Source organism: Micromonospora sp. URMC 107, from assembly GCF_051386315.1.
Taxonomy (GTDB): domain Bacteria; phylum Actinomycetota; class Actinomycetes; order Mycobacteriales; family Micromonosporaceae; genus Micromonospora.
On the sequence record NZ_JBPQTK010000113.1, the window covers coordinates 1 to 20248 of the forward strand.

The window sequence follows — 20248 nt, forward strand, 5'->3', positions numbered from 1 at the left end:
CCGCGGCCCCCCCCGCGACATGCGCACCGATCCCACCCCCACCCGCCACCACCTGGTCGGCGCGCTCGGCCTGGTGGTCACCCCGGTGCCCGCCGACGGCTACGGCGAGGTCCGCGTCCGGGTGGCCGGCCAGCCGGTCAAACTCAACGCCCGCGCCGACCGGCCGATCCCGGTCGGCGCACAGATCTTCGTGGTCGAGGCGCTCAGCGAGACCAGCGTGCACGTCGAGACCTACTGAACCCTCTCGTCAAGAAACAGGACGGTCACATGCCCCTTCTCATCGCCATCGGCGGCGCGGTCCTCCTCGTCCTCGTCCTCGTGCTCTTCGTGCTCTCCCGGATCAAGGTCGCCGGGCCGAACGAGGCCTTCATCGTCACCGGCCGCAAGGGCCGCACCACGCAGACCGCCGACGGCGGCCGGTCGACCGACAACTCCGGGCAGAAGGTCGTGCTCGGCGCGTCCGTCTTCGTCCTGCCCGTCGTGCAGAAGCTCCAGTCGCTCGACCTGTCCAGCCGGCGGATCGACGTCGGCATCAAGGGCGCGGTCAGCAAGCAGGGCATCCGCGCCGACCTGCACGGCGTCGCGATCGTCAAGGTCGGCGGCACAGAGGACGCCATCCGCGCCGCCGCGCAGCGCTTCCTGCACCAGCAGGACGAGATCGAGGACTTCACCCGGGAGGTGCTGGCCGGCGCGCTGCGCTCGATCGTCGGCCGGCTCACCGTCGAGGAGGTCATCCGGGACCGGGCGGCGTTCGCCAGCGCGGTCGCCGAGGAGGCCGAGCACTCGATGACCAACCAGGGTCTGGTGCTGGACACCTTCCAGCTCCAGGACATCCTGGCGGAGGGTTCCTACCTGCAGGACCTGGGCCGGCCGGAGGCGGCCCGGGTGCTCAAGGACGCGGCCATCGCCGAGGCGCGGGCCCGGCAGCAGGCCGAGCAGGAACGGCTGCTCGCCGAGGAGGCGATCGCCGAGGCCAACCGGAACCTGTCGCTGAAGCAGGCCGCCATCCAGGCGGAGATCGACGCCGCCAAGGCGAAGTCCGCCGCCGCCGGGCCGCTGGCCCAGGCCGAGCGGGACCAGGCGATCCTCTCCGAGCAGCAGAAGGTCGCCGAGCGTAACGCCGAGCTCAAGCAGCGCCAGCTCGACACCGAGGTGCGCAAGCCGGCCGACGCCGCCCGTTACAAGGTGGAGCAGGAGGCCGAGGCGTCCCGCAACGCGGCCGTGCTGAACGCCGACGCCCAGCGCCAGGCCGTCATCGCCGCCGCCCAGGCCGCCGCCGAGCAGGCCCGGCTCACCGGTGAGGGCGAGCGGGCCCGCCGGGCCGCGCTGGCCGAGGCCAACGCGATCGAGGGCGCCAAGGAGGGCGAGGCCGAGCAGCGCCGCCGTTCCGCCATCGCCGAGGCGGTGGAGCGGGAGGGTGCGGCCGAGGCCGCGGCCATCCTCGCCAAGGGTCAGGCCGAGGCCGACGCGATGGCCCGCAAGGCCGAGGCCTTCGCGGCGTACGGCGAGGCCGCGGTGCTGGACCTGCTGGTCAAGGTGCTGCCGCAGGTGGTCGAGGCGGCCAGCGCCCCGATCGGCGCGATCGACAAGATGACCGTCATCTCCACCGACGGCGCCTCGTCGCTGACCAAGTCGGTGGCGGGCAACGTGGCCCAGGGGCTTCAGCTCGGCAGCGACCTGACCGGCATCGACCTGGCCGGGCTGCTGTCGAAGCTCGGGGCGGCTCGCAACGGCGACGGGACGCCGCCGGTGGCCGGGACGGCCGTCGAGCGGCACACCAGCTGACCTGACCGACGCGACTGCCCGGGGCCGGGCAGAACGACGCCCGCCGAGCCGTGCTCCTGCACGGCTCGGCGGGCGTCGACGTTCGGTGGGCGGGGGTCACCTACCAGTGGTGCCCCCCGACGGACGCCGCAGTGGACCGGGCACCCGCCGCGCCGCCCGAGAGGCCGACGCGGCGGGGGTCACCGAGGTCCGTCAGATGACGCCGACGGTGAACTTCTGTGCGGTGCCGAGGCCCAGGGTCGGGCTGGACCAGTCGATGGTCCGGTCCGCGATGAGCGGGTTGGCACCGGCGGTGATCGCCTGCCCGTCGATGTACGCACGCAGATAGATGGTGCCGTCCGCGTTGTAGTCGACGAAGTCGAACACCTCCCAGGGGCCGACAGCGGTGCCCCTGGCGATCAGCGGCTTCGCGCCCGCGCTCTCCGCGGTCACCAACTTGCCGTTGACCAGGGCCCGCAGCGTGAAGAAGCTGCCCTCCTCGAGGAAGACCAGTTCGTACTTCTCCCACGCGCCGGCCGAGGTGCCGCGGGCGATCAACGGCAGCGTGCCGGAGCTCTCCGCGGTCACGAACTTGCCGTTCACCGACGCCTTGAGGCTGATGACCGGGTTCGGTGCCTCGAAGTCGAACTTCTCCGAGGCGCCGATGGCGGTGGCGCTCGCGATCAGCGGCAGCGTACCCCCGGCGTCCGCGACGACGAACTTGCCATTGACCTTCGCCTTGAGGCTGACGCTGCCGTCGGTGTTGTGGACGAGCTGGAACTTCTCCCACTCACCGATGGCAGCGGCGCCCGCGATCAGCGGCTTGCTGCCCGCGCCGTCCGCGGCGACGAACTTGCCGTTGACCCGCGCGCGCAGCCCGACGTACCCGCTTCCGGCGTCGACGACGTCGAACTTCTCCCACGCGCCCACGCTGGTGCCGCGGGCGACCAGCGGCTTCGTGCCGGAGCTCTCCGCGGTGACGAGCTTCTGGTTGATCCGTGCCTTCAGCCCGTACGAGCTGCGGGCCACCGGCGGGGTACCGACCTGGAGGAACCGGTCCAGCGAGCCCTGCGCGTCGTGCACGGGGCCGGAGAGGCCGCCGGTCACGATGCTGTTGCGCACCTGCGACGGGCTCCACGTCGGGTTCGCCGCCAACTTCAGCGCCGCGGCGCCGGCGACGTGCGGCGACGCCATCGAGGTGCCGTTCAGCGTCTCGGTGCCCGTGGTGGAGCCGATGGTGGCGGAGGTGATGCTGACGCCCGGCGCGAACGTGTCGACGCAGCTGCCGTAGTTGGAGAACCAGGCCCGCGCGTCGATCTTGTCCGTGGCGCCGACCGTGATCGCCGCCGGCACCGACGCCGGGCTCACCTCGCAGGCGTCCTGCATGGAGTTGCCCGAGGCGACCGCGTAGGTGATGCCGCTGGCGATCGAGGCGTTCACCGCGTCGTCGACCGCCTGGACGTTGCCGCCGAAGCCGAGGCTCATGTTCGCCACGGCCGGCTTGACGGCGTTCGCGGTCAACCAGTTGATGCCGCTGAGCAGCTCCTCGGTCGTGCCGAAGCCCTCGCAGTCCAGGACCCGCACCGCGACCAGCTTGACGTCCTTCGCGACGCCGTACCTGGTGCCACCCACCGTGCCCGCCACGTGCGTGCCGTGCCCGTTGCAGTCACTGGCGTCCTCGGTGGACGTGCGGTCCAGCATGGCGTTGAAGCCGTAGCTGGCCCGGCCGCCGAAGTCCTGGTGCGCGATGTTGATGCCGGTGTCGAGCACGTACGCGGTGACACCCGCCGCCGACGTGCTGGGGTAGGTGTAGGAACCGTCCAGCTTCGGCGAGACCTGGTCGATCCGGTCCAGGCCCCAGGACGGAGGGCTGGTCTGGGTCCCGGTGGCGGAGGCCCGCATGACCGGCTCCACGTAGGCCACCCGCGAGTCCAGCGAGAGCCGCTTCACCTGACCCGCGTTGGCCTCCATCGAGTACCCACGCAGGCCGCTGGTGAAGACCTTGCGTACCTTGCCCCCGTTCTTCTGCGCGAGCGCGGACGCGGCGGCCCGGGTCTCGCTCGGTGTCGCCTTGCCGTCCTTGAGGACGACGATGTAGCGGCCCGGTACGACCCCGCCGGGTTCGGCGCCGCGCACGGGCGCCCGGGTCGGTTCGGCGGGCTCCGCCATCGCCGCGCCGCCGGAACCGGCGACGGCGATGGACGTCGCGGAGGCGAGAAGCAGGCCCGCCACCGCTGAGCGGCGTGCAACGCCACGACGTCTCACAAATGACTCCCCGTTGATTCGGAGGACCGTCCGCTGTGGATGCGGAACCGGTCGTACGGCCAGCCGCTGCCGGATTCGGAGGGCTGGAGGATTCCGCCCCATCATCAGTGATGATCAGTAGATGCCGCGTCAGCCATTCGGTCGATACGCCGGCGTTGCGTCCTCGCCCCGCGAAGCGGCGCGCCCAGCCGTCGGAGGCCGCGGGCCGGAACCGGCACCAGGTCCGCGCTACAGGCCCCTGTCGCGGGCCCAGCGCAGCAGCTCCGCCTCGGCCTCGTCGCGGTCCAGCGGGCCGCGCTCCAGGCGCAGCTCCTTGAGGTGCTTCCACGCCTCCCCGACCACGGGCCCCGGCGGTACGCCCAGCAGCTCCATGATGGCGTTTCCGTCCAGGTCGGGCCGGACCCGCGCCAGGTCCTCCTCGGCGGCGATGCGGGCGATCCGCTCCTCCAGCGCGTCGTAGTCGGCGGCGAGCTGGGCCGCCTTGCGCCGGTTGCGGGTGGTGCAGTCCGACCGGGTCAGCTTGTGCAGGCGCGGCAGCAGGTCACCGGCGTCCGCGACGTAGCGGCGCACCGCCGAGTCGGTCCACTCGCCCCGGCCGTAGCCGTAGAAGCGCAGGTGCAGCGCTACCAGCGCGGTGACCTTGGAGGTGGTCTCCTTCGGGTAGCGCAGCGCCTTCATCCGGGCCTTGGTGAGCCGGGCGCCGACCACCTCGTGGTGGTGGAAGCTGACCCGGCCGTCCGTGCCCACCGCCTTCGTCGCCGGCTTCCCGATGTCGTGCATCAGCGCGGCCATCCGCAGGATGAAGTCCGGCCCCTCGGTCTCGTACGACACGGCGTTGCTCACCACGGTGAGGGTGTGCTCGTAGACGTCCTTGTGCTGGGCGTGCTCGTCGATCTCCAGCTTCAGCCCGGTCAGCTCCGGCAGGAAGCGCTCGGCGAGGCCGGTGTCGACCAGCAGTCGCAGCCCGGTGATCGGGTCCGCGCCGCAGAGCAGCTTGGTGAACTCGTCGCGGATCCGCTCGGCCGTGATCCGGTCCAGGTCGCCGGCCATCCGGGTCATCGCCGCGTACGCGTCGGGGTGCACCACGAAGCACAGCTGGGCCGCGAACCGGGCCGCGCGCAACATCCGCAGCGGGTCGTCGCCGAACGACTCCGCCGGGGTGCCCGGGGTGCGGATCACCTTGGCAGCCAGGTCGTCCAGCCCGCCGTGCGGGTCGGTGAACCGGTGCTCGGGCAGGCTGACCGCCATCGCGTTGATGGTGAAGTCGCGCCGCCTCAGGTCCTCGGCGAGGTCGGTGCCGTACTCGACGACGGGGTTGCGGCTGACCTGGTCGTAGGACTCGGCGCGGAAGGTGGTGATCTCCAGCCGCAGCCCGTCGCGCTGGCATCCGATGGTGCCGAACTCCCGGCCGGTCTCCCAGATCGACTCGGCCCAGCCGCGCACGATGCGCAGGGTCTCGTCGGGGTGCGCGTCGGTGCAGAAGTCGAGGTCGTCGCCGAGGCGGCCGAGCAGGGCGTCGCGCACGGAACCGCCCACCAGGTGCAGCTCGTGGCCGGCCCGCGCGAACCGGCGGCCCAACTCGTCGGCGACCGGGGAGACCCGGAGCAGTTCGGCGACGGCGTTGCGCTGCGCGGCGGTGAGTTCGCGGCGGTCGGCGGCGTGGGAAGCGGAGGCGTCGGACATGGGAGCGCCAGCCTATCGGTCCCGGTGGGGATGTGGTCCGCCGGGCGCGGGTAACGGGTGGCCGTTGACTATCGTCTGTGACGTGCGGGCCGTGCCCGGCTCCGACTACCTCTCTGCCTTGGAGGCGACAAGATGAGCGGCGGTCTCTACCGCAGCGCGAACGCCGCCCAGGGCGGCGCCGCGCCCGGCCGGCCGTCGGACGGCGCCACGTTCATCTCGGCCGAGCCGCTCAACCAGCCGGCCATGGAGTCGACCGCGCCGCCGCAGGAGCAGGTGGGCGAGGCCAGCGCCGCGACCAACAGCGCGGTGATGGCGATCGGCAGCCTCGTCAGCCGGGGGACGGGTTTCCTGCGCAACCTGGTGATCGCGGCGGCCCTCGGCGGCGCACTGGTCGGTGACGCGTACACCACCGCGCAGATCCTGCCCGGGATGGTCTACGAGTTCCTGCTCGGCGGGGTGCTCACCAGCGTGCTGATCCCGGTGCTGGTGCGGCGGCGCAAGTCGGACGCGGACGGCGGCCAGGCGTACGCCCAGCGGCTGCTCACCCTGGCGGTGCTCGCGCTCGGCGCGGCCGCGTTGTTGGCGGTGCTGTCGGCGTCGTGGTTGACCATGCTCTACGGCAGCGGCGAGTCGACCGACGGCTATTCGGGGCTGGTCACGTCGCTGGCCCGCCTGATGCTGCCGATGATCTTCTTCTCCGGCCTCAGCGCGCTGATCAGCGCGGTGCTGAACACCCGGGGTCACTTCGCCGCCCCGATGTGGGCGCCGATCCTGAACAACCTGGTGGTGATCGCCACCGCCGGCCTCTACATCGCCGTGTTCGGCGCGAAGATCGTCAAGCCGGAGGACATGACCACCGGGCGGATCCTGCTGATCGGCGGCGGCACCCTGCTCGGCGTGGCGATCCAGGCCGCCGGCCTGCTGCCGGCGCTGCGCAAGGTCGGCTTCCGCTGGAAGCTGCGCTTCGACTTCCGCGAGCTGGGCCTGCGCGAGCTGGGCCGGCTCGGGGCGTGGATGTTCTGCTACGTCGCGGTCAGCCAGATCGGCCTGATCGTGCTGTTCAACCTGCTGAACCGGGCCGGCCGGGAGAACGCCGCCGGTCCGCTGATCTACAACAACGTCTTCCTGCTGCTGATGACGGCGCACGGCATCATCGCCGTGTCGATCATCACCGCGCTGATGCCCCGGATGAGCGCCGCCGCCGCCGACGGCCGGTACGCGGACCTGGCCGCCGACCTGTCCCGGGGCACCCGGACGGTCACCGCGGTGCTCGCCCCGATCGCCGTCTGCTACGCCGTCCTCGCCACCCCGATCGCGTTCACCCTGTTCCGATGGGGCGCCTTCGACGAGGAGAACGCCACCGCCACCTCCGTGGTGCTGCTCGCCGCCGCGCTCGCCCTGGTGCCGTTCGCCGTCAGCCAGCTCTTCACCTTCGCCTTCTACGCCCTGCCGGACACCCGCACCCCGGCGCTGGTCAACATCCCGGTGGTGGCGCTGCGCATCGGTGTGCAGATCGTGCTCTTCGTGGCCTTCTCGCCAGCCTTCGCCGGTGCCGGCATGATGATCGGCAACGCCGTCTCCTACCTGGCCGCCGCCATCGCCTCGGCCTGGCTGCTGCGTCCCCGGGTGGGTCGCATCGGCCTCGGCGAGATCATGCGCACCGGCGGCCGGGTCGCGGTCGCGGCGCTCGGCGCGGCCGTGGTCGGCCTGATCGTGGTCAAGTTGCTGCCCGGCGACGACACGCCGAGCCGCCTGGAGGCCATCGTCCAGCTCGTGGTCGGCGGCGCGGTGATCGGCGGGACGTACCTCGGGCTGGCGATGGTGCTGCGGATCGGCGAGATCACCGAGGTCGTGGGCATGGTCCGCCGCCGGCTGGGCCGCTGACTGAAACCCGTCTTCCGGGGCGGCGGGCGGACTGCACTCTCTGTGAACGAGGATCACCAGCCTGGGGATGCGCCTGTGGATAACTCCGCGATTCACCGCTCAGCCACCGGATCGGCCTGTGGATAACCAGCCGTACGGCTGAGCATGGTGGGCCGGTCGGGGGGAACCCCGGCGACGTCGGCGCGATCGCCGCACCGGCCGGCCCCCTCCCTGTGGGTGCTTGTGGTCAACCTCTAGATTGGCTAGTACATGTGCCAGCAACGTGGCTGACAACGGGAGCAACCGGACAGGCCGGTCGCCTGCCGGCAGCTCGGCCCGGGAGCGGCGCGAAGATGACATGTCGGGGAGACCGCCAACCCAGGTAAGGTCGCTCTCGACGGGTACGGCAGGCGCCGACGCTCCGCGTCGACACCGGTCGGCCGGTTCCTTCGAAGGCAGAGCGGGAAGCCACATGCCCAGCAGCGCGGGTCCATCGATCGACACGATCACCGAGGGAGGACGGGTGACCCAGGTCGGCGAGGGTCAGGAGGCGGAGGAGAGCGTTCCTCAGGTCACGACCTTCGGTGCTCCCACGGCCGGTGAGATCCTCGCCGAGCGTTACGAGCTGGTCGAGCACATCAACAACGACAGCGCGGGTCGGCTGGTCTGGCGCGGGGTCGACGTCATCCTGCGCCGTCCCGTCGCGGTCGTGCTGCGCTACCCGGGTGGCGACTCGGCCACCGAGATGCTCCAGGGCGCCGTCGCGGCCAGCCGCGTCATCCACCCCAACCTGGTCGGCGTCTACGACGCGATCGACGAGGCCGAGCGGGCGTACGTGGTGCGGGAGTGGGTCGACGGGCGGTCGCTGCGCGAACTCGTCGCCGACGGCCCGCTGGACCCGGCCCGCGCCACCACCATCGGCAACGCGGTGGCCAGCGCCCTCGCCGCCGTGCACGCCACCGGCATGGTGCACGGCAACGTCCACCCCGGCACCGTGATGATCAGCGACGACGGTCGGGTGGTGCTGGCCGACGCGCGCACCGACGGCGCCGACAGCCAGCAGAGCGACGTCCGCGCGATCGGCGGGGTCCTCTACTTCGCCCTGACCGGGCACTGGCCGCACGCCGAGGCCCCGCTGCGTGGCGCCACCGCCGGCCACGGCCGGGCCGCCATCCCCGACGCGGTCCGCGACGCGGGCGGCGCGATCGCCGCCCCCCGGCAGGTCCGGGCGGGCGTGCCGGCCTACCTCGACGACCTCACCATGGACCTGCTCGACGCCGAGATCGAGCCGCCCTCGTCGGACGTGCTCGCGGCCGAGCTGGCCCGGCTGGACGTGCCGGCCGACGAGCAGTTCCTGGACAACGGCGGCCCGCTGCGCTTCACCCCCGACACCGGCGAGGAGCCGTCGCCGCTGGCCGCCGCGGGCGGACGCAAGGTCGCGATCGGCATCGCCGGCCTGCTGGCGGTCGCCCTGGTCGGCCTGCTGATCGGCATCACCGCCCTGCGCGGCGGCGACGACGGCCCACAGACCAACCCGGTCGCCGCCCCCTCGTCGAACGCGCCCGGCGGCGACGCCACCCCGGCCGCCGTCACGGCCGGGCCGCTGAAGATCAGCGCCGCCCGCATCATCGACCCGGAGGGTGACCGGACCGAGGTCAGGAACGCCGACAGGGTGTTCGACAACGACGAGGACGAGGGCTGGGAGACCCAGACCTACCGCGGGCGCCCCGACTTCGGCAACCTGAAGCAGGGCATGGGGGTCTGGATCGACCTCGGCGGCGAGCACACGGTCAAGTCCGTGCAGGTCCTCCTCTCCGCCCGGGGCGCCTCCGCCCAGCTCTACGCCGGCACCACCGACCGGCCGTCGTCGTCCTCCGGTGACGCCCAGCTCTTCGCGGACTACAAGAAGACCGCGATCGGCCAGCCGTTCGAGGAGCACGAAGGCACCAAGATGACCTTCAACGGCTTCAACGCCGACCAGAAGTACCGCTACCTGCTGTTCTGGATCACCGAGCTGCCCGCGAGCGACGGCGGCTACAAGCTCGGCGTCCAGGAGATCACGGTCCAGGGATCGTGAGTCGGTCACCGCGCTCCGGGCACCGCATCCGCCGGACGTGGTGATGGGCGTACCCGGGGAACGCACGACCGGTGGACCGGTGGGTCCGCCGGTCGCGTCGTCGGCGCCGCCGGCCGGGGCGGCGGACCTCGACCTCCTGCACGCCCACGTGGCCGGCGACCGGCACGCCTTCGCCGAGCTCTTCCACCGGCACCGCGACCGGCTCTGGGCGGTGGCCCTGCGCACGCTCGGCGACCGCGAGGAGGCCGCCGACGCCCTCCAGGACGCACTGCTGTCGGCCCACCGGGCCGCCGGCCGGTTCCGGGGCGACTCGGCGGTCACCACCTGGCTGCACCGGATCGTGGTGAACGCGTGCCTGGACCGGATCCGCCGCCGCCAGGCGCACCCCACGGTGCCGCTGCCGGACGGCGTCCGGGACACCGACTCCGGCACCGGGGGCGTCGAGCCGGCGGCCCCCGTCCAGGACCACGACACCGCGCTCGTGGTCCGGCAGGCGCTCGCCGAACTGCCGCCCGAGCAGCGCGCGGCGCTGATCCTGGTCGACGTGCAGGGCTATCCCGTCGCCGAGGTGGCGCGGATCCTCGGCGTGGCCGAGGGAACGGTCAAGAGCCGGTGCGCCCGGGGCCGGGCCCGCCTGGCGACGCAGCTCGGGCACCTGCGTTCCCGCCCGACCCCGCCGCAGGCGGAGCCGCAGTCCACCCCGCAACGGGCCGAGCCGGCCCCGACGGCGGGTCCGAACGTGCCGGCCGTCACCCGAGGGAACCCGCGGTCGCCCGGGGGCGTCCGATCGGGGTCGGGACGGTCCCGGCGGGATGTCCACCAGGAGGACACGTGACGGCCGGGGGGTTCAGGGAGGTCGACCACGACCTGCTCGCCGATTACCTCGGCGGGGCGCTGGACGGCACCCCGGACGGGGAACTGGTCGCCCGGCTGGTCGACGAGGACGCGGACTGGGCACAGGCGTACGCGCTGCTGGCCCCGGCCGTGGCGGACGTCCGCGCGGACCTGGCCGCCTGGGGCGCGCCCACGCCCGAGATGCCGGCCGACGTCGCCGACCGGATCGTCGCCGCGCTGGCCCACGCCGCCGCGTCCGGCCCCGGCACCGTGGACTCCGCCGCTCCGGACCGCTCCGAGCCGGGCGGCCGTGGGACGGAGGACGAGGCGGCTTCCGCCGAGGAACGGCCGGAGGGGCAGCCTGCGGTCAGAACGGGTCTCGCGGTGCCGACGCAGCCGCTCGGCGGTTCCGGCAGGCGTCCCGCCGGCGTACCCCGGTCGGAGCCGGGCCGCGGCGGGGCCACCGGGCCGGGACGACGGCGGCGCCGCTGGACCCGGCTGGCCGGGCCGGTCGCGCTGGCCGCCGTGTCGATCGCGGCCGTCGGGCTCGGCGTCAGCCAACTCACCGGGGACCAGCAGCTGGGCGGCGCCGCGGACACCGCGTTGCCCGGCGCCGCGAACCGTGAGGACGTCGGCCCCGCCGCCGCCACGCCATTCCGGATCGCCGGCGAGCCGTCGGTGCGCAGCGGAACGGACTACACCCCCGAGTCCCTGGCCGTCCTGCCGTCGTCGCCGAAGTCACCGCTGTTCACCGGCGGTCCGCCCGGGGAGCAGCCCGGCGTCCAGGCGGAGGGCGGGCGGCTGCCCGGCTCCGCCACCGGGCTCGACCGGCTCACCGACCCCGCCGCGCTGGGGGCCTGCATCGGCGAGATCAAGGCCGAGCACGGCAACGGTCCGCTGGTGGTCGACGTGGTCGACTACGCCCGGTTCCAGGGCCGCCCGGCGCTGATCGTGCGCTTCACCGACGCCACGGGAGCGCGCTGGGCCTGGGCGAGCGGGCCGGAATGCGGTGTGCCCGGGTCCGGCTCGGACAGCCGCTACCGCACGCGGGTAGGGTGAATTCGCGGCCACCGGGCGTTTGACCGTCCACGTGACCTGACCCACCGGATGACCGGCTCGGGAATCCCCGGTTCGTACGATGACGTTCTGCACATCGAAGTGCCGGCACCGCGAGGGCGTCGGCATCGGATCGGCATCGGTGCGCGCCGATGACGAACAACACAATCGGGAGACGGCAGTGGACGAGGTCCGCAACCTGATCATCATCGGCTCCGGGCCGGCCGGTTACACGGCGGCGGTCTACGCGGCGCGCGCCAACCTCAAGCCGCTCATCATCGAGGGCGTGCAGTCCGGCGGTGCGCTGATGACGACCACCGAGGTGGAGAACTTCCCCGGTTTCGCCGACGGCATCCTCGGTCCAGAGCTGATGGACAACATGCGCAAGCAGGCCGAGCGGTTCGGCGCGGAGTTCCTCACCGACGACGTGACGCGGGTCGAGCTGAAGGACACCGGCAGCCTGGGCTCCGACGCCGTCAGCACCGTCTGGGTGGGCCAGACCGCGTACCGGGCCAGGGCGGTCATCCTCTCCACCGGCTCCGCGTGGCGCCCGCTCGGCGTGCCCGGCGAGCAGGAGTACCTGGGCCACGGCGTCTCGTCCTGCGCGACCTGTGACGGCTTCTTCTTCCGCAACCAGCACATCGTGGTCGTGGGCGGCGGTGACTCGGCGATGGAGGAGGCCAGCTTCCTCACCCGGTTCGCCGACTCGGTCACCATCATCCACCGCCGGGACTCCTTCCGGGCCAGCAAGATCATGGCTGAGCGGGCACTGAGCAACGACAAGATCAAGGTCGAGTGGAACACCGTGGTCGAGGAGATCCTCGGCGACGACGGCAAGGTCTGCGGGGTGCGGGTGCGCAACACGCACACCGGCGAGTCCAAGGTCCTCGACGTCACCGGCGTCTTCGTGGCCATCGGCCACGACCCGCGCAGCGAGCTCTTCCGGGGGCAGGTGGAGCTGGACGACGAGGGCTACGTCAAGGTCGAGGCGCCGAGCACCCGGACCAGCGTGCCCGGCGTCTTCGCCGCCGGCGACCTGGTGGACCACACCTACCGGCAGGCGATCACCGCCGCCGGCACGGGCTGTGCCGCCGCGCTGGACGCCGAGCGCTTCATCGCCACGCTGCAGGGCTGAACAACCGGAAACATCCGGAGGAGGAGGGTCATAGTGGGAGCAACGAAGTCGGTCACCGACGCGAGTTTCGCCGTCGACGTGCTGAAGTCCGACAAGCCGGTTCTGGTGGACTTCTGGGCCGAGTGGTGCGGCCCGTGCCGCAAGGTGTCGCCGCTGCTGGAGGAGATCGCCGGCGAGATGGGCGACCAGGTCACCATCGTCAAGCTCAACATCGACGAGAACCCGGAGACCGCCCGCACCTACCGGGTGATGTCGGTCCCGACCCTCACCGTCTTCAAGAACGGCGAGCCGGTGCAGTCGATCGCCGGCGCCAAGCCGAAGGGCGAGCTCGTCAAGCTCATCGAATCCGCGCTCTGAGCGGCACCGACGCGCGTCGGCCCCGTACCCGGTCCGCCGGGCACGGGGTCGACGCGTTTTTCCCGACGTGCCACACCCGGAGCCCTCGCAGCGCATAACCTCAACCCGGGGCCGCCCGGCCAGCAACCGTCCGTGCAGAGGGGGTCGTGCGTGCGTCCGATCCGACCCGGTGACCGTGGACCCGCCGTGACCGAGATCCGTACGGTGCTGACCGGTCTCGACCTGCTCGTCCCGACGGCACCGGACGCCGACGAGTTCGACACCCACACCGAACGGGCCGTGCGGGCCTTCCAGCAGTCCCGGGGGCTCAGCGTGGACGGCCGGGTCGGTGCGGAGACCTGGCGGGCCCTGGACGCCGCCCGCTGGCGGCTCGGCGCCCGCACGCTCTACCACGCCGTCCCGGAGCCGCTCACGGGTGAGGACGTCCGCTCGCTCCAGGAACGGCTGCTGGAGATGGGGTACGACGTCGGCCGCGCGGACGCCATCTACGGCGTACGGACGTCCCGGGCGGTCGCCCAGTTCCAACGCGAGGTCGGGCTGACGCCCGACGGCTCGTGCGGTCCGCACACCATGAACGCGCTGCGCCGGCTCGGCCGCAAGGTCGTGGGCGGCCGGCCGCAGTGGCTGCGCGAATCCGACGCCATCCGGCAGTCCGGCCCGGCGCTGGTGGGCCGGACCGTCGTCATCGACCCCGGACACGGGGGCACCGATCCGGGCGTGGTGGTGCCGGACGGGTCGCTGCGGTGGACCGAGGCGGATCTCGTGCACGACCTGGCCAGCCGGTTGGAGGGCAGGCTCGCCGCCTCCGGCGTCCGCGTGCAGCTGACCCGCGGCCCGGCCCCGGAGGACTGCCTGCCGGACGTCGGCCGGGCGGAGCTGGCCAACTCGCTCGGCGCCGACGTGTTCATCTCGCTGCACCTCGACGGGCACGCCAACCCGGAGGCAGAGGGGGTGGCGACCTACCACTACGGCACCGACAACGGAGTGACCTCGGCGACCGGGGAGCGGCTGGCCGGGCTGGTGCAGCGGGAGATCGTGGCGCGTACCGGGCTGCGCGACTGCCGTACCCACGCGAAGGCGTGGGACCTGCTCCGGCTGACCCGCATGCCGGCGGTACGCGTCGAGGTCGGCTACCTCACCTCGCCCGCCGACCGGGCCCGGCTGGTCGACCCCCGGTTCCGCGACAGGGTGGTGGAGGCCATCGTCGCCGCCGTGCAGCGGATGTACTTCCCCGTGGAGCGGGACGTCCCCACCGGCTCGATCGACGTGAGCGAGTTGCGGGCGGTGGTGGCCGCCGGCACGGTGGTGGACTGATCTGGCCGCCTGCCGCCCGGAACGCGCCGCCGACCGGACGCGCCGGCGCGGGTCAGCCGGCGGTCGAGCGGGTGGCCGGGGCCGGGCGGACCGGGCGGAGCAGCGTCTCGGGGCTCATCGAGCCGAGCAGCTTCTCCAGCGCGTACTCGACGTCGGACTTCCAGCTCAACGCGGTTCGCAGCTCCAGCCGCAGGCGGGGGAAGCGCGGGTGCGGGCGGACCGTCTTGAAGCCCACGGAGAGGAAGAAGTCGGCCGGGGCGACGCAGGTGCCGGCGGGGTCGGCCGCGTCGCCGAACTTGGCGTCGCCGAACGCCTCGATCGCCTTGATGCCGCGCTTGGTGAGGTCCCGGGCGACGCCCTGGACCAGCATCCGGCCCAGCCCGCCGCCGGCGAAGGCGGGCACCACGTTGGCCGTCATCAGCAGCGCGGCGTCGGCGGAGACCGGGGAGGTGGGGAAGGCCATCGAGCGGGGCACGTAGGCCGGTGGGGCGTACAGGACGAAGCCGGCCGGCATGCCGTCGACGTAGACGAGCTTGCCGCAGGAACCCCACTCCAGCAGCGTCTGCGAGACCCAGGCCTCCTTCTCCAGCCCCGGGTCGCCCGCGGCACAGGCCCGGTCCGCCGAAACCGGATCAAGCTCCCAGTAGACGCACTGCCGGCACGGACGGGGCAGGTCCTCCAGGGTGTCGAGGGTCAAGCTGACCAGACGTCGCGACATTGGTGCATCCCCACATTAGGCTCGGAGGTGAGACCGGCACGGAACGACAACGCCGCCTTCCTGCCCCCCGACGAGCGATCGTACGCCGCAAACGGACGCCGCGGGAGGGGACGCGCGAATGCCCCTCCCCCCGAGGCGCCAACCGGGTCCGCGATGTGGACGCCGGCCACCGTCACGGTGGCGTCCTGCCAGGCGGCGACTAGGATCGACACCGGCGTCCCGCGTCGCCATGGTCGCCGGTGTCCCGGGTACGCCGGGGCGGGAGCCACCCGAGCAGCCATCGAGGTGATGTCATGACCGGCACGACGCTCGACGACTACACCGACCGGTACGCCCGCCGCGTGCGGGGCATGACCGCCTCGGAGATCCGCGCGCTCTTCGCGGTGGCCAGTCGGCCGGAGGTGGTCTCGCTCGCCGGCGGTGCCCCCTACATCGCGGCGCTGCCGCTCGACGCGGTCGGCGAGATGCTCGGCCGGCTCGGTGCCGAGCACGGCGCGACCACCCTCCAGTACGGCATCGGCCAGGGCACCCTGGAGCTGCGCGAGCGGATCTGCGAGGTGATGGCGCTCTCCGGCATCGACGCCGCCTGCGGTGCGTCCCCGGACGACGTGGTGGTCACCGTGGGCGGGCAGCAGGCCCTCGACCTGGTGGCCCGACTCTTCCTCGACCCGGGGGACGTGGTGCTCGCCGAGGGCCCGACCTACGTCGGCGCGCTCGGGGTGTTCCAGGCCGCCCAGGCGCAGGTCGTGCACGTGCCGATGGACGACGACGGGCTGGTCCCCGAGGCGCTGGAGGCGGTCATCGCCGAGCAGGCGCGCGCGGGCCGGCGGGTCAAGTTCCTCTACACCATCCCGACCTACCAGAACCCGACCGGCGTGACGCTGACCGAGGAGCGGCGGGAGCGGGTGCTCGACATCTGCGAGCGCGCCGGCCTGCTCGTGGTCGAGGACGACCCGTACGGTCAGCTGGGTTTCGAGGGCGACGCGCCGGCGCCGCTGCGCGCGCGGCGCCGCGACGGGGTCTTCTACCTCAGCACCTTCTCCAAGACCTTCGCCCCCGGCCTGCGGGTCGGCTGGATCCTCGCGCCGCACGCCGTCCGCGACAAACTGGTCATCGCCAGCGAGGCGCAGATCCTCTGCCCGAGCGGCTACGCGCAGGCCGCCGTCTCCACCTACCTCGGCACCATGCCGTGGCGGGAGCAGCTCAAGGTCTACCGCGAGGTCTACCGGGAACGGCGCGACGCGATGCTCGCCGCGCTCGACGACCTGATGCCCGCCGGCACGACCTGGACGACGCCGGGCGGCGGCCTCTTCGTCTGGGCGACCCTGCCCGACGGCCTCGACTCCAAGGCGATGATGCCCCGGGCCATCGCCGCCCGGGTGGCGTACGTACCGGGCACCGGCTTCTACGCCGACGGCACCGGCAGCGGCAACATGCGGCTCAACTTCTCGTTCCCGTCCCCGGAGCGGATCCGCGAGGGCGTACGCCGGCTGGCCGGCGTGATGGAGCAGGACATCGCCATGCGGCGGGTCTTCGGCGCGGTCGGCCGCCCCGGGGCGCGGCGCGGGCAGGCCGGCTCGGACACGCCGGGACCCGACTTGGCATGATTCCGGCATGGTTCCCACCGCTGCCGACCGTTCCGTCGTGACCGACTCCGCCGTCACCGCCGACCTGCGGGTGCTGGTGCTCGCCGGCGGGCTCTCCTACGAACGTGACGTCTCGCTGCGGTCCGGGCGCCGGGTGCTCGACGCGCTGCGTGCGGTCGGGGTGGACGCCGAGCTGCGGGACGCCGACGTGGCGCTGCTGCCGGCCCTGACCGCCGATCCGCCCGACGCCGTGGTGATCGCCCTGCACGGCGCCACCGGCGAGGACGGGTCGCTGCGCGGCGTGCTCGACCTCTGCGGCATCCCGTACGTGGGGTGCGACGCCCGGGCGTCGCGACTCGCCTGGGACAAGCCCTCGGCCAAGGCGGTGCTCCGCGAGGCGGGCATCCCGACCCCGGACTGGGTCGCCCTTCCGCACGACCGGTTCTCCGAGCTGGGCGCCGTGGCGGTGCTGGACCGGATCGTCGAGCGGCTGGGGCTGCCGCTCATGGTGAAGCCCACCCAGGGCGGTTCAGGGCTGGGTGCCGCCGTGGTCCGGGACGCCGCATCACTGCCGGCCGCGATGGTCGGCTGCTTCGCGTACGACTCGACGGCGCTCGTCGAACGGTACGTGCCCGGCATGGACGTGGCGGTCTCCGTGGTCGACCTGGGTGACGGGCCGCGCGCCCTGCCCGCGGTGGAGATCGTGCCCCGCAACGGGGTGTACGACTACGCCGCCCGCTACACCGCCGGCCGGACGACCTGGCACACGCCCGCGCGGCTGGAGCCGGCGGTGGCTGACGCGGTGGCCGACGTCGCGCTGGCCGCGCACACCGCGCTGGGCCTGCGCGACCTGAGCCGCGTCGACCTGATCGTGGACTCCGCCGGGCGGCCGCACGTGCTGGAGGTCAACGTCTCGCCGGGGATGACCGAAACCTCGCTGCTGCCGCTCGCGGTCCAGGCCGCCGGGCTGGACTTCGGCAGGATGATCGGAACCCTGGTGGCCCGCGCCGCGGCCCGGCACCCCTGATCGACCGGTCCGCCGCCGTGGCCGGCGTCGGCCACGCACGGCCGCCCGGAACACCTCCTCGGGTGGGTCCGTCGGGCGTCCGAGGAGCGTCGCGGAGTTCGGCCTGGTGGCCGTGGTGAGCGGCTGACGAGGGTTCGGTCAGGCTGGGGTGAGGAGGCAGAACTCGTTGCCTTCCGGGTCCGCGAGGACGGTCCACGGGACCTCGGCTCCGCCCAGGTCGACGGCGGTGGCGCCGAGAGCCCGCAGCCTGGCCGCCTCGGCCTCCATGTCGTCACCCGGGTATGGGCGCACATCGAGGTGGACGCGGTTCCACCCGGTCTTCACGTCGGGTGTGCGAACGAACCGCAGATACGGGCCGACGCCCCTGGCGGAGCGCAGCACCGCCTGGTGGTCGGTCACCTCGTGCAGGGCCCAGTCCATGGCCTCGCCCCAGAAGCGGGCCATCGCTCGCGGATCCGCGCAGTCGACCACTACCGCGGCGATCGGTCCGGTGTCTCGGTGGAGCGGTCGGGGGTCCAGCACGCAGAACTCGTTACCCTCCGGGTCGGCCAGGACCGTCCACGGGGCGTCGCCCTGGCCCACGTCGGCAGGGGTCGCGCCGAGATCCTTCAGACGCGCCACCACCTCCGCCTGATGGGCCGCCGAGGTGGTGGCGAGGTCGACGTGCACGCGGTTCTTCACCGTCTTGGGTTCCGGGGAGACGACGAGGTCGAGGCAGACGGCGACGGGGTCGGGATAGACGAAGCCCTCGGGTTCGAGGTTGGTCACGCCGGGTCCCTCGCTGGAGACTCCCCAGCCGAGCACCTCCGCCCAGAAGCCGCCCAACGCGGAGTCGTCCCGAGCCTTCATGTTGATCTGCACGAGCCGTGTCGCCATGCGGCAATGCTAGGGGCTGTCGGATCGGCGGTGGTGCCCGAACGGGAGTGGTCGTTCGACGTGGCGGATTCGGCATACGGCGAGGTCTTCGTTCGCTGGCTCAGCGACCGGGCAGAACCCCCAGCCCGGAAGACCTCGTGGACGCCCTGGCGGCGACCGGGTGGCGTCAGCGTCGAGTGGCTGTGACCGGCTTCGACGCGGACCCTAGGTGCCCGACCGTTCGGACGCCTCGCCGTCCGGCTCCTCGGCCGGCGGGGTCTCCTCGGCGGACTCGATCACGGAGACTGCCTCGCCCTCGAGTGGGGCGACTTCGACCGTGGGCTGCCCGGTGAAGCTGGACGGCGTCTGCCACTGGATGCGCGGCGGTTCGGCCAGCGGGCGACCACCGAACTCCGCCAGCCAGGCGGCCACCATGGCGAGGTTCTCTCGCCATTGCGCCTCGGAGATGGGCGGCAGGATGGAGTCCCAGAGGGAGAGGAAGGTCCCCCGAAGCTGGAGCTGCCCGTAGGGCCGGGCGAGGAACCACATGTGCAGGTGCGCCGAGCCGTCGCCCCAGCGGTTGACGTGCACCCGCGCGACCCCGTCGAGGGACCGGATGGCCCGTTCCAGCCGTACGGTCATCACCCCAAGCTCGGCGGCCAGCAGATTCGGCAGGTCGCCGAGGTCCAGATGCGAACGGGATTCCAGGATCAACACCATCGGCAATCCGGTGGGGCGGTCCATGGCGCGTACCCGCCACCGCTCGCCCACCCAGATGTAGGCGTCGTCGGGGGCGTTGCAGGCGGTGCATTCCCGGTGCCCCTCGCCCTTGCGGAGCGGCTCGACCGGGACCGGTTCATCGAGTTGCTTGACACGAAGGTCGCCCTCGAAAGGAAAGGACGGCCACTGGGTGAAGTCCGGAACTGCGGGAGGGGTGTCGCGCACGACGCTGACACTAACCGTTTCCGGCACCGCTGTCCCTACCCGAACCATCCACGGAGCCACGCCGATCCGGCCATCACGCGACAACGCGGAGCGGCTCTGTCCACAGGTATCCACAGGCCCCCACAGGCCGATGAGACGCCCGACACACGGCGTCATCCACAGGCTGTCACCCCGTTCCACGCGGGGTTTCACGTGAAACGGGGCAGCCTGTGGATAACCCCTGTGGATAACTTTGGCGTGGTGGCGCTTCGCTTCGCCGGGTCTCGCCTGCCGGTTCCACGTGAAACCGGAGGCATGTCAGACGGGTCTCGTCGTCGCTTGTCAGCGATCGCCGATGCCGTCCGCTGCTCGGCGTGCCGTCGGAACTCCGGGGGACGCCGAGGGCCGACCGGACGCTGGCGGAGGGCGTGGGAACGAGGGACGACAGACGCGCTGCGTGTCCTCGTCGGGACCCGCTCACACCGCGCCGTCTGACTTCGCGCTCTGGTGGGCTGCCGCGCTGCCGAAGGGCGCAGGGACGGGAAGGGCGCAGGGACGGCCGGGAGTTTGGGCCGCCAGGACTGAGAGCACTCAGACCGCGAGGAAGGCTGCGGGCCGCCGGGCACGCCGTGACGACCAGGGCGTAACGCTTGGAAAGCGGGGATGGGGAGCTGCGGCCTGCGGAGCGACGATCGGACGGGAACGGCGGGCCGGCGGGCCGGGCCGACCCGGGATTCCACGGCCGCTAGCCGCTCCACCGAGGCGTGGCGCCCGGGGGGGGGGGGGGGCC

The 20248-nt window shown here is 72.7% G+C and carries 14 protein-coding genes and 2 pseudogenes; 11 read left to right on the forward strand and 5 right to left on the reverse strand.

The window, feature by feature from the left end:
* Positions 1-238: pseudogene (locus ACSNN9_RS22175) on the forward strand (hypothetical protein); the annotation flags it as partial.
* 29 nt (positions 239-267) lie between these two features.
* Positions 268-1785 (forward strand): flotillin family protein, encoded by a 1518-nt coding sequence (locus tag ACSNN9_RS22180; RefSeq protein WP_436675189.1) that lies wholly within the window; start codon positions 268-270, stop codon positions 1783-1785.
* A 192-nt stretch (positions 1786-1977) separates the two neighbouring features.
* Here ACSNN9_RS22180 and ACSNN9_RS22185 read toward each other — a convergent pair whose 3' ends face one another.
* A complete protein-coding gene (locus ACSNN9_RS22185) occupies positions 1978-3996 on the reverse strand; it encodes a S8 family serine peptidase (protein WP_436675190.1) in 2019 nt (672 codons plus the stop codon).
* Between the two features lie 261 nt (positions 3997-4257).
* Complete coding sequence (locus ACSNN9_RS22190; RefSeq protein ID WP_436675191.1) at positions 4258-5712, reverse strand: CCA tRNA nucleotidyltransferase; 1455 nt, start codon at positions 5710-5712, stop codon at positions 4258-4260.
* A 132-nt stretch (positions 5713-5844) separates the two neighbouring features.
* On the opposite strand from ACSNN9_RS22190, the gene murJ reads away from it, so the two are divergent.
* From murJ to ACSNN9_RS22225, 7 genes are all read left to right on the forward strand, one after another.
* Positions 5845-7596, forward strand: coding sequence for a murein biosynthesis integral membrane protein MurJ (murJ, locus tag ACSNN9_RS22195; RefSeq protein WP_436675192.1), 1752 nt, complete (start codon positions 5845-5847; stop codon positions 7594-7596).
* A gap of 451 nt (positions 7597-8047) precedes the next feature.
* The gene (locus ACSNN9_RS22200; RefSeq protein WP_436675193.1) at positions 8048-9652 is read left to right on the forward strand and encodes a protein kinase family protein; all 1605 of its coding nucleotides are present in this window, start codon (positions 8048-8050) and stop codon (positions 9650-9652) included.
* A 43-nt stretch (positions 9653-9695) separates the two neighbouring features.
* Positions 9696-10487, forward strand: a complete 792-nt coding sequence (gene sigM, locus ACSNN9_RS22205) for an RNA polymerase sigma factor SigM (protein ID WP_436675194.1) — start codon at positions 9696-9698, stop codon at positions 10485-10487.
* The gene (locus tag ACSNN9_RS22210; RefSeq protein ID WP_436675195.1) at positions 10484-11545 is read left to right on the forward strand and encodes a hypothetical protein; all 1062 of its coding nucleotides are present in this window, start codon (positions 10484-10486) and stop codon (positions 11543-11545) included. The genes sigM and ACSNN9_RS22210 overlap by 4 nt, the downstream gene beginning before the upstream one ends.
* 178 nt (positions 11546-11723) lie before the next feature.
* Entirely contained in the window at positions 11724-12677 is a 954-nt protein-coding gene (gene trxB, locus ACSNN9_RS22215; RefSeq protein WP_357866838.1) for a thioredoxin-disulfide reductase, read from the forward strand.
* 33 nt (positions 12678-12710) lie between these two features.
* Positions 12711-13034 (forward strand): thioredoxin, encoded by a 324-nt coding sequence (trxA, locus tag ACSNN9_RS22220; RefSeq protein ID WP_436675196.1) that lies wholly within the window; start codon positions 12711-12713, stop codon positions 13032-13034.
* A 150-nt stretch (positions 13035-13184) separates the two neighbouring features.
* The gene (locus tag ACSNN9_RS22225) at positions 13185-14348 is read left to right on the forward strand and encodes an N-acetylmuramoyl-L-alanine amidase (RefSeq protein ID WP_436675197.1); all 1164 of its coding nucleotides are present in this window, start codon (positions 13185-13187) and stop codon (positions 14346-14348) included.
* Positions 14349-14400: 52 nt separating this feature from the next.
* On the opposite strand, the gene ACSNN9_RS22230 is transcribed toward ACSNN9_RS22225, so the two are convergent.
* Positions 14401-15066: a GNAT family N-acetyltransferase gene (locus ACSNN9_RS22230; protein ID WP_210834776.1), complete on the reverse strand. Its 666-nt coding sequence runs from the start codon at positions 15064-15066 to the stop codon at positions 14401-14403.
* Between the two features lie 293 nt (positions 15067-15359).
* On the opposite strand from ACSNN9_RS22230, the gene ACSNN9_RS22235 reads away from it, so the two are divergent.
* Together ACSNN9_RS22235 and ACSNN9_RS22240 are read left to right on the forward strand one after the other, a co-directional pair.
* Positions 15360-16673, forward strand: a complete 1314-nt coding sequence (locus ACSNN9_RS22235) for a PLP-dependent aminotransferase family protein (protein ID WP_436675198.1) — start codon at positions 15360-15362, stop codon at positions 16671-16673.
* Between the two features lie 7 nt (positions 16674-16680).
* Positions 16681-17679, forward strand: a complete 999-nt coding sequence (locus tag ACSNN9_RS22240; RefSeq protein WP_436675199.1) for a D-alanine--D-alanine ligase family protein — start codon at positions 16681-16683, stop codon at positions 17677-17679.
* A gap of 138 nt (positions 17680-17817) precedes the next feature.
* Here the strand turns inward: ACSNN9_RS22240 and ACSNN9_RS22245 are convergent, their stop codons facing one another.
* Together ACSNN9_RS22245 and ACSNN9_RS22250 are read right to left on the reverse strand one after the other, a co-directional pair.
* Positions 17818-18555, reverse strand: a complete 738-nt coding sequence (locus ACSNN9_RS22245; protein ID WP_436675200.1) for a VOC family protein — start codon at positions 18553-18555, stop codon at positions 17818-17820.
* Positions 18556-18774: 219 nt separating this feature from the next.
* A pseudogene (locus ACSNN9_RS22250) lies at positions 18775-19479 on the reverse strand (hypothetical protein); the annotation flags it as partial.
* Positions 19480-20248 lie beyond the last annotated feature (769 nt).

Bases quoted from the DNA above. Each gene is read 5' to 3' on its own strand.
- ACSNN9_RS22240 (WP_436675199.1), top strand. From the start codon at position 16,681: ATGGTTCCCACCGCTGCCGACCGTTCCGTCGTGACCGACTCCGCCGTC.
- ACSNN9_RS22190 (WP_436675191.1), bottom strand. From the start codon at position 5,712: ATGTCCGACGCCTCCGCTTCCCACGCCGCCGACCGCCGCGAACTCACC.
- ACSNN9_RS22200 (WP_436675193.1), top strand. From the start codon at position 8,048: ATGCCCAGCAGCGCGGGTCCATCGATCGACACGATCACCGAGGGAGGA.
- ACSNN9_RS22180 (WP_436675189.1), top strand. From the start codon at position 268: ATGCCCCTTCTCATCGCCATCGGCGGCGCGGTCCTCCTCGTCCTCGTC.
- murJ (WP_436675192.1), top strand. From the start codon at position 5,845: ATGAGCGGCGGTCTCTACCGCAGCGCGAACGCCGCCCAGGGCGGCGCC.
- ACSNN9_RS22235 (WP_436675198.1), top strand. From the start codon at position 15,360: ATGACCGGCACGACGCTCGACGACTACACCGACCGGTACGCCCGCCGC.
- ACSNN9_RS22245 (WP_436675200.1), bottom strand. From the start codon at position 18,555: ATGGCGACACGGCTCGTGCAGATCAACATGAAGGCTCGGGACGACTCC.
- sigM (WP_436675194.1), top strand. From the start codon at position 9,696: ATGGGCGTACCCGGGGAACGCACGACCGGTGGACCGGTGGGTCCGCCG.
- ACSNN9_RS22230 (WP_210834776.1), bottom strand. From the start codon at position 15,066: ATGTCGCGACGTCTGGTCAGCTTGACCCTCGACACCCTGGAGGACCTG.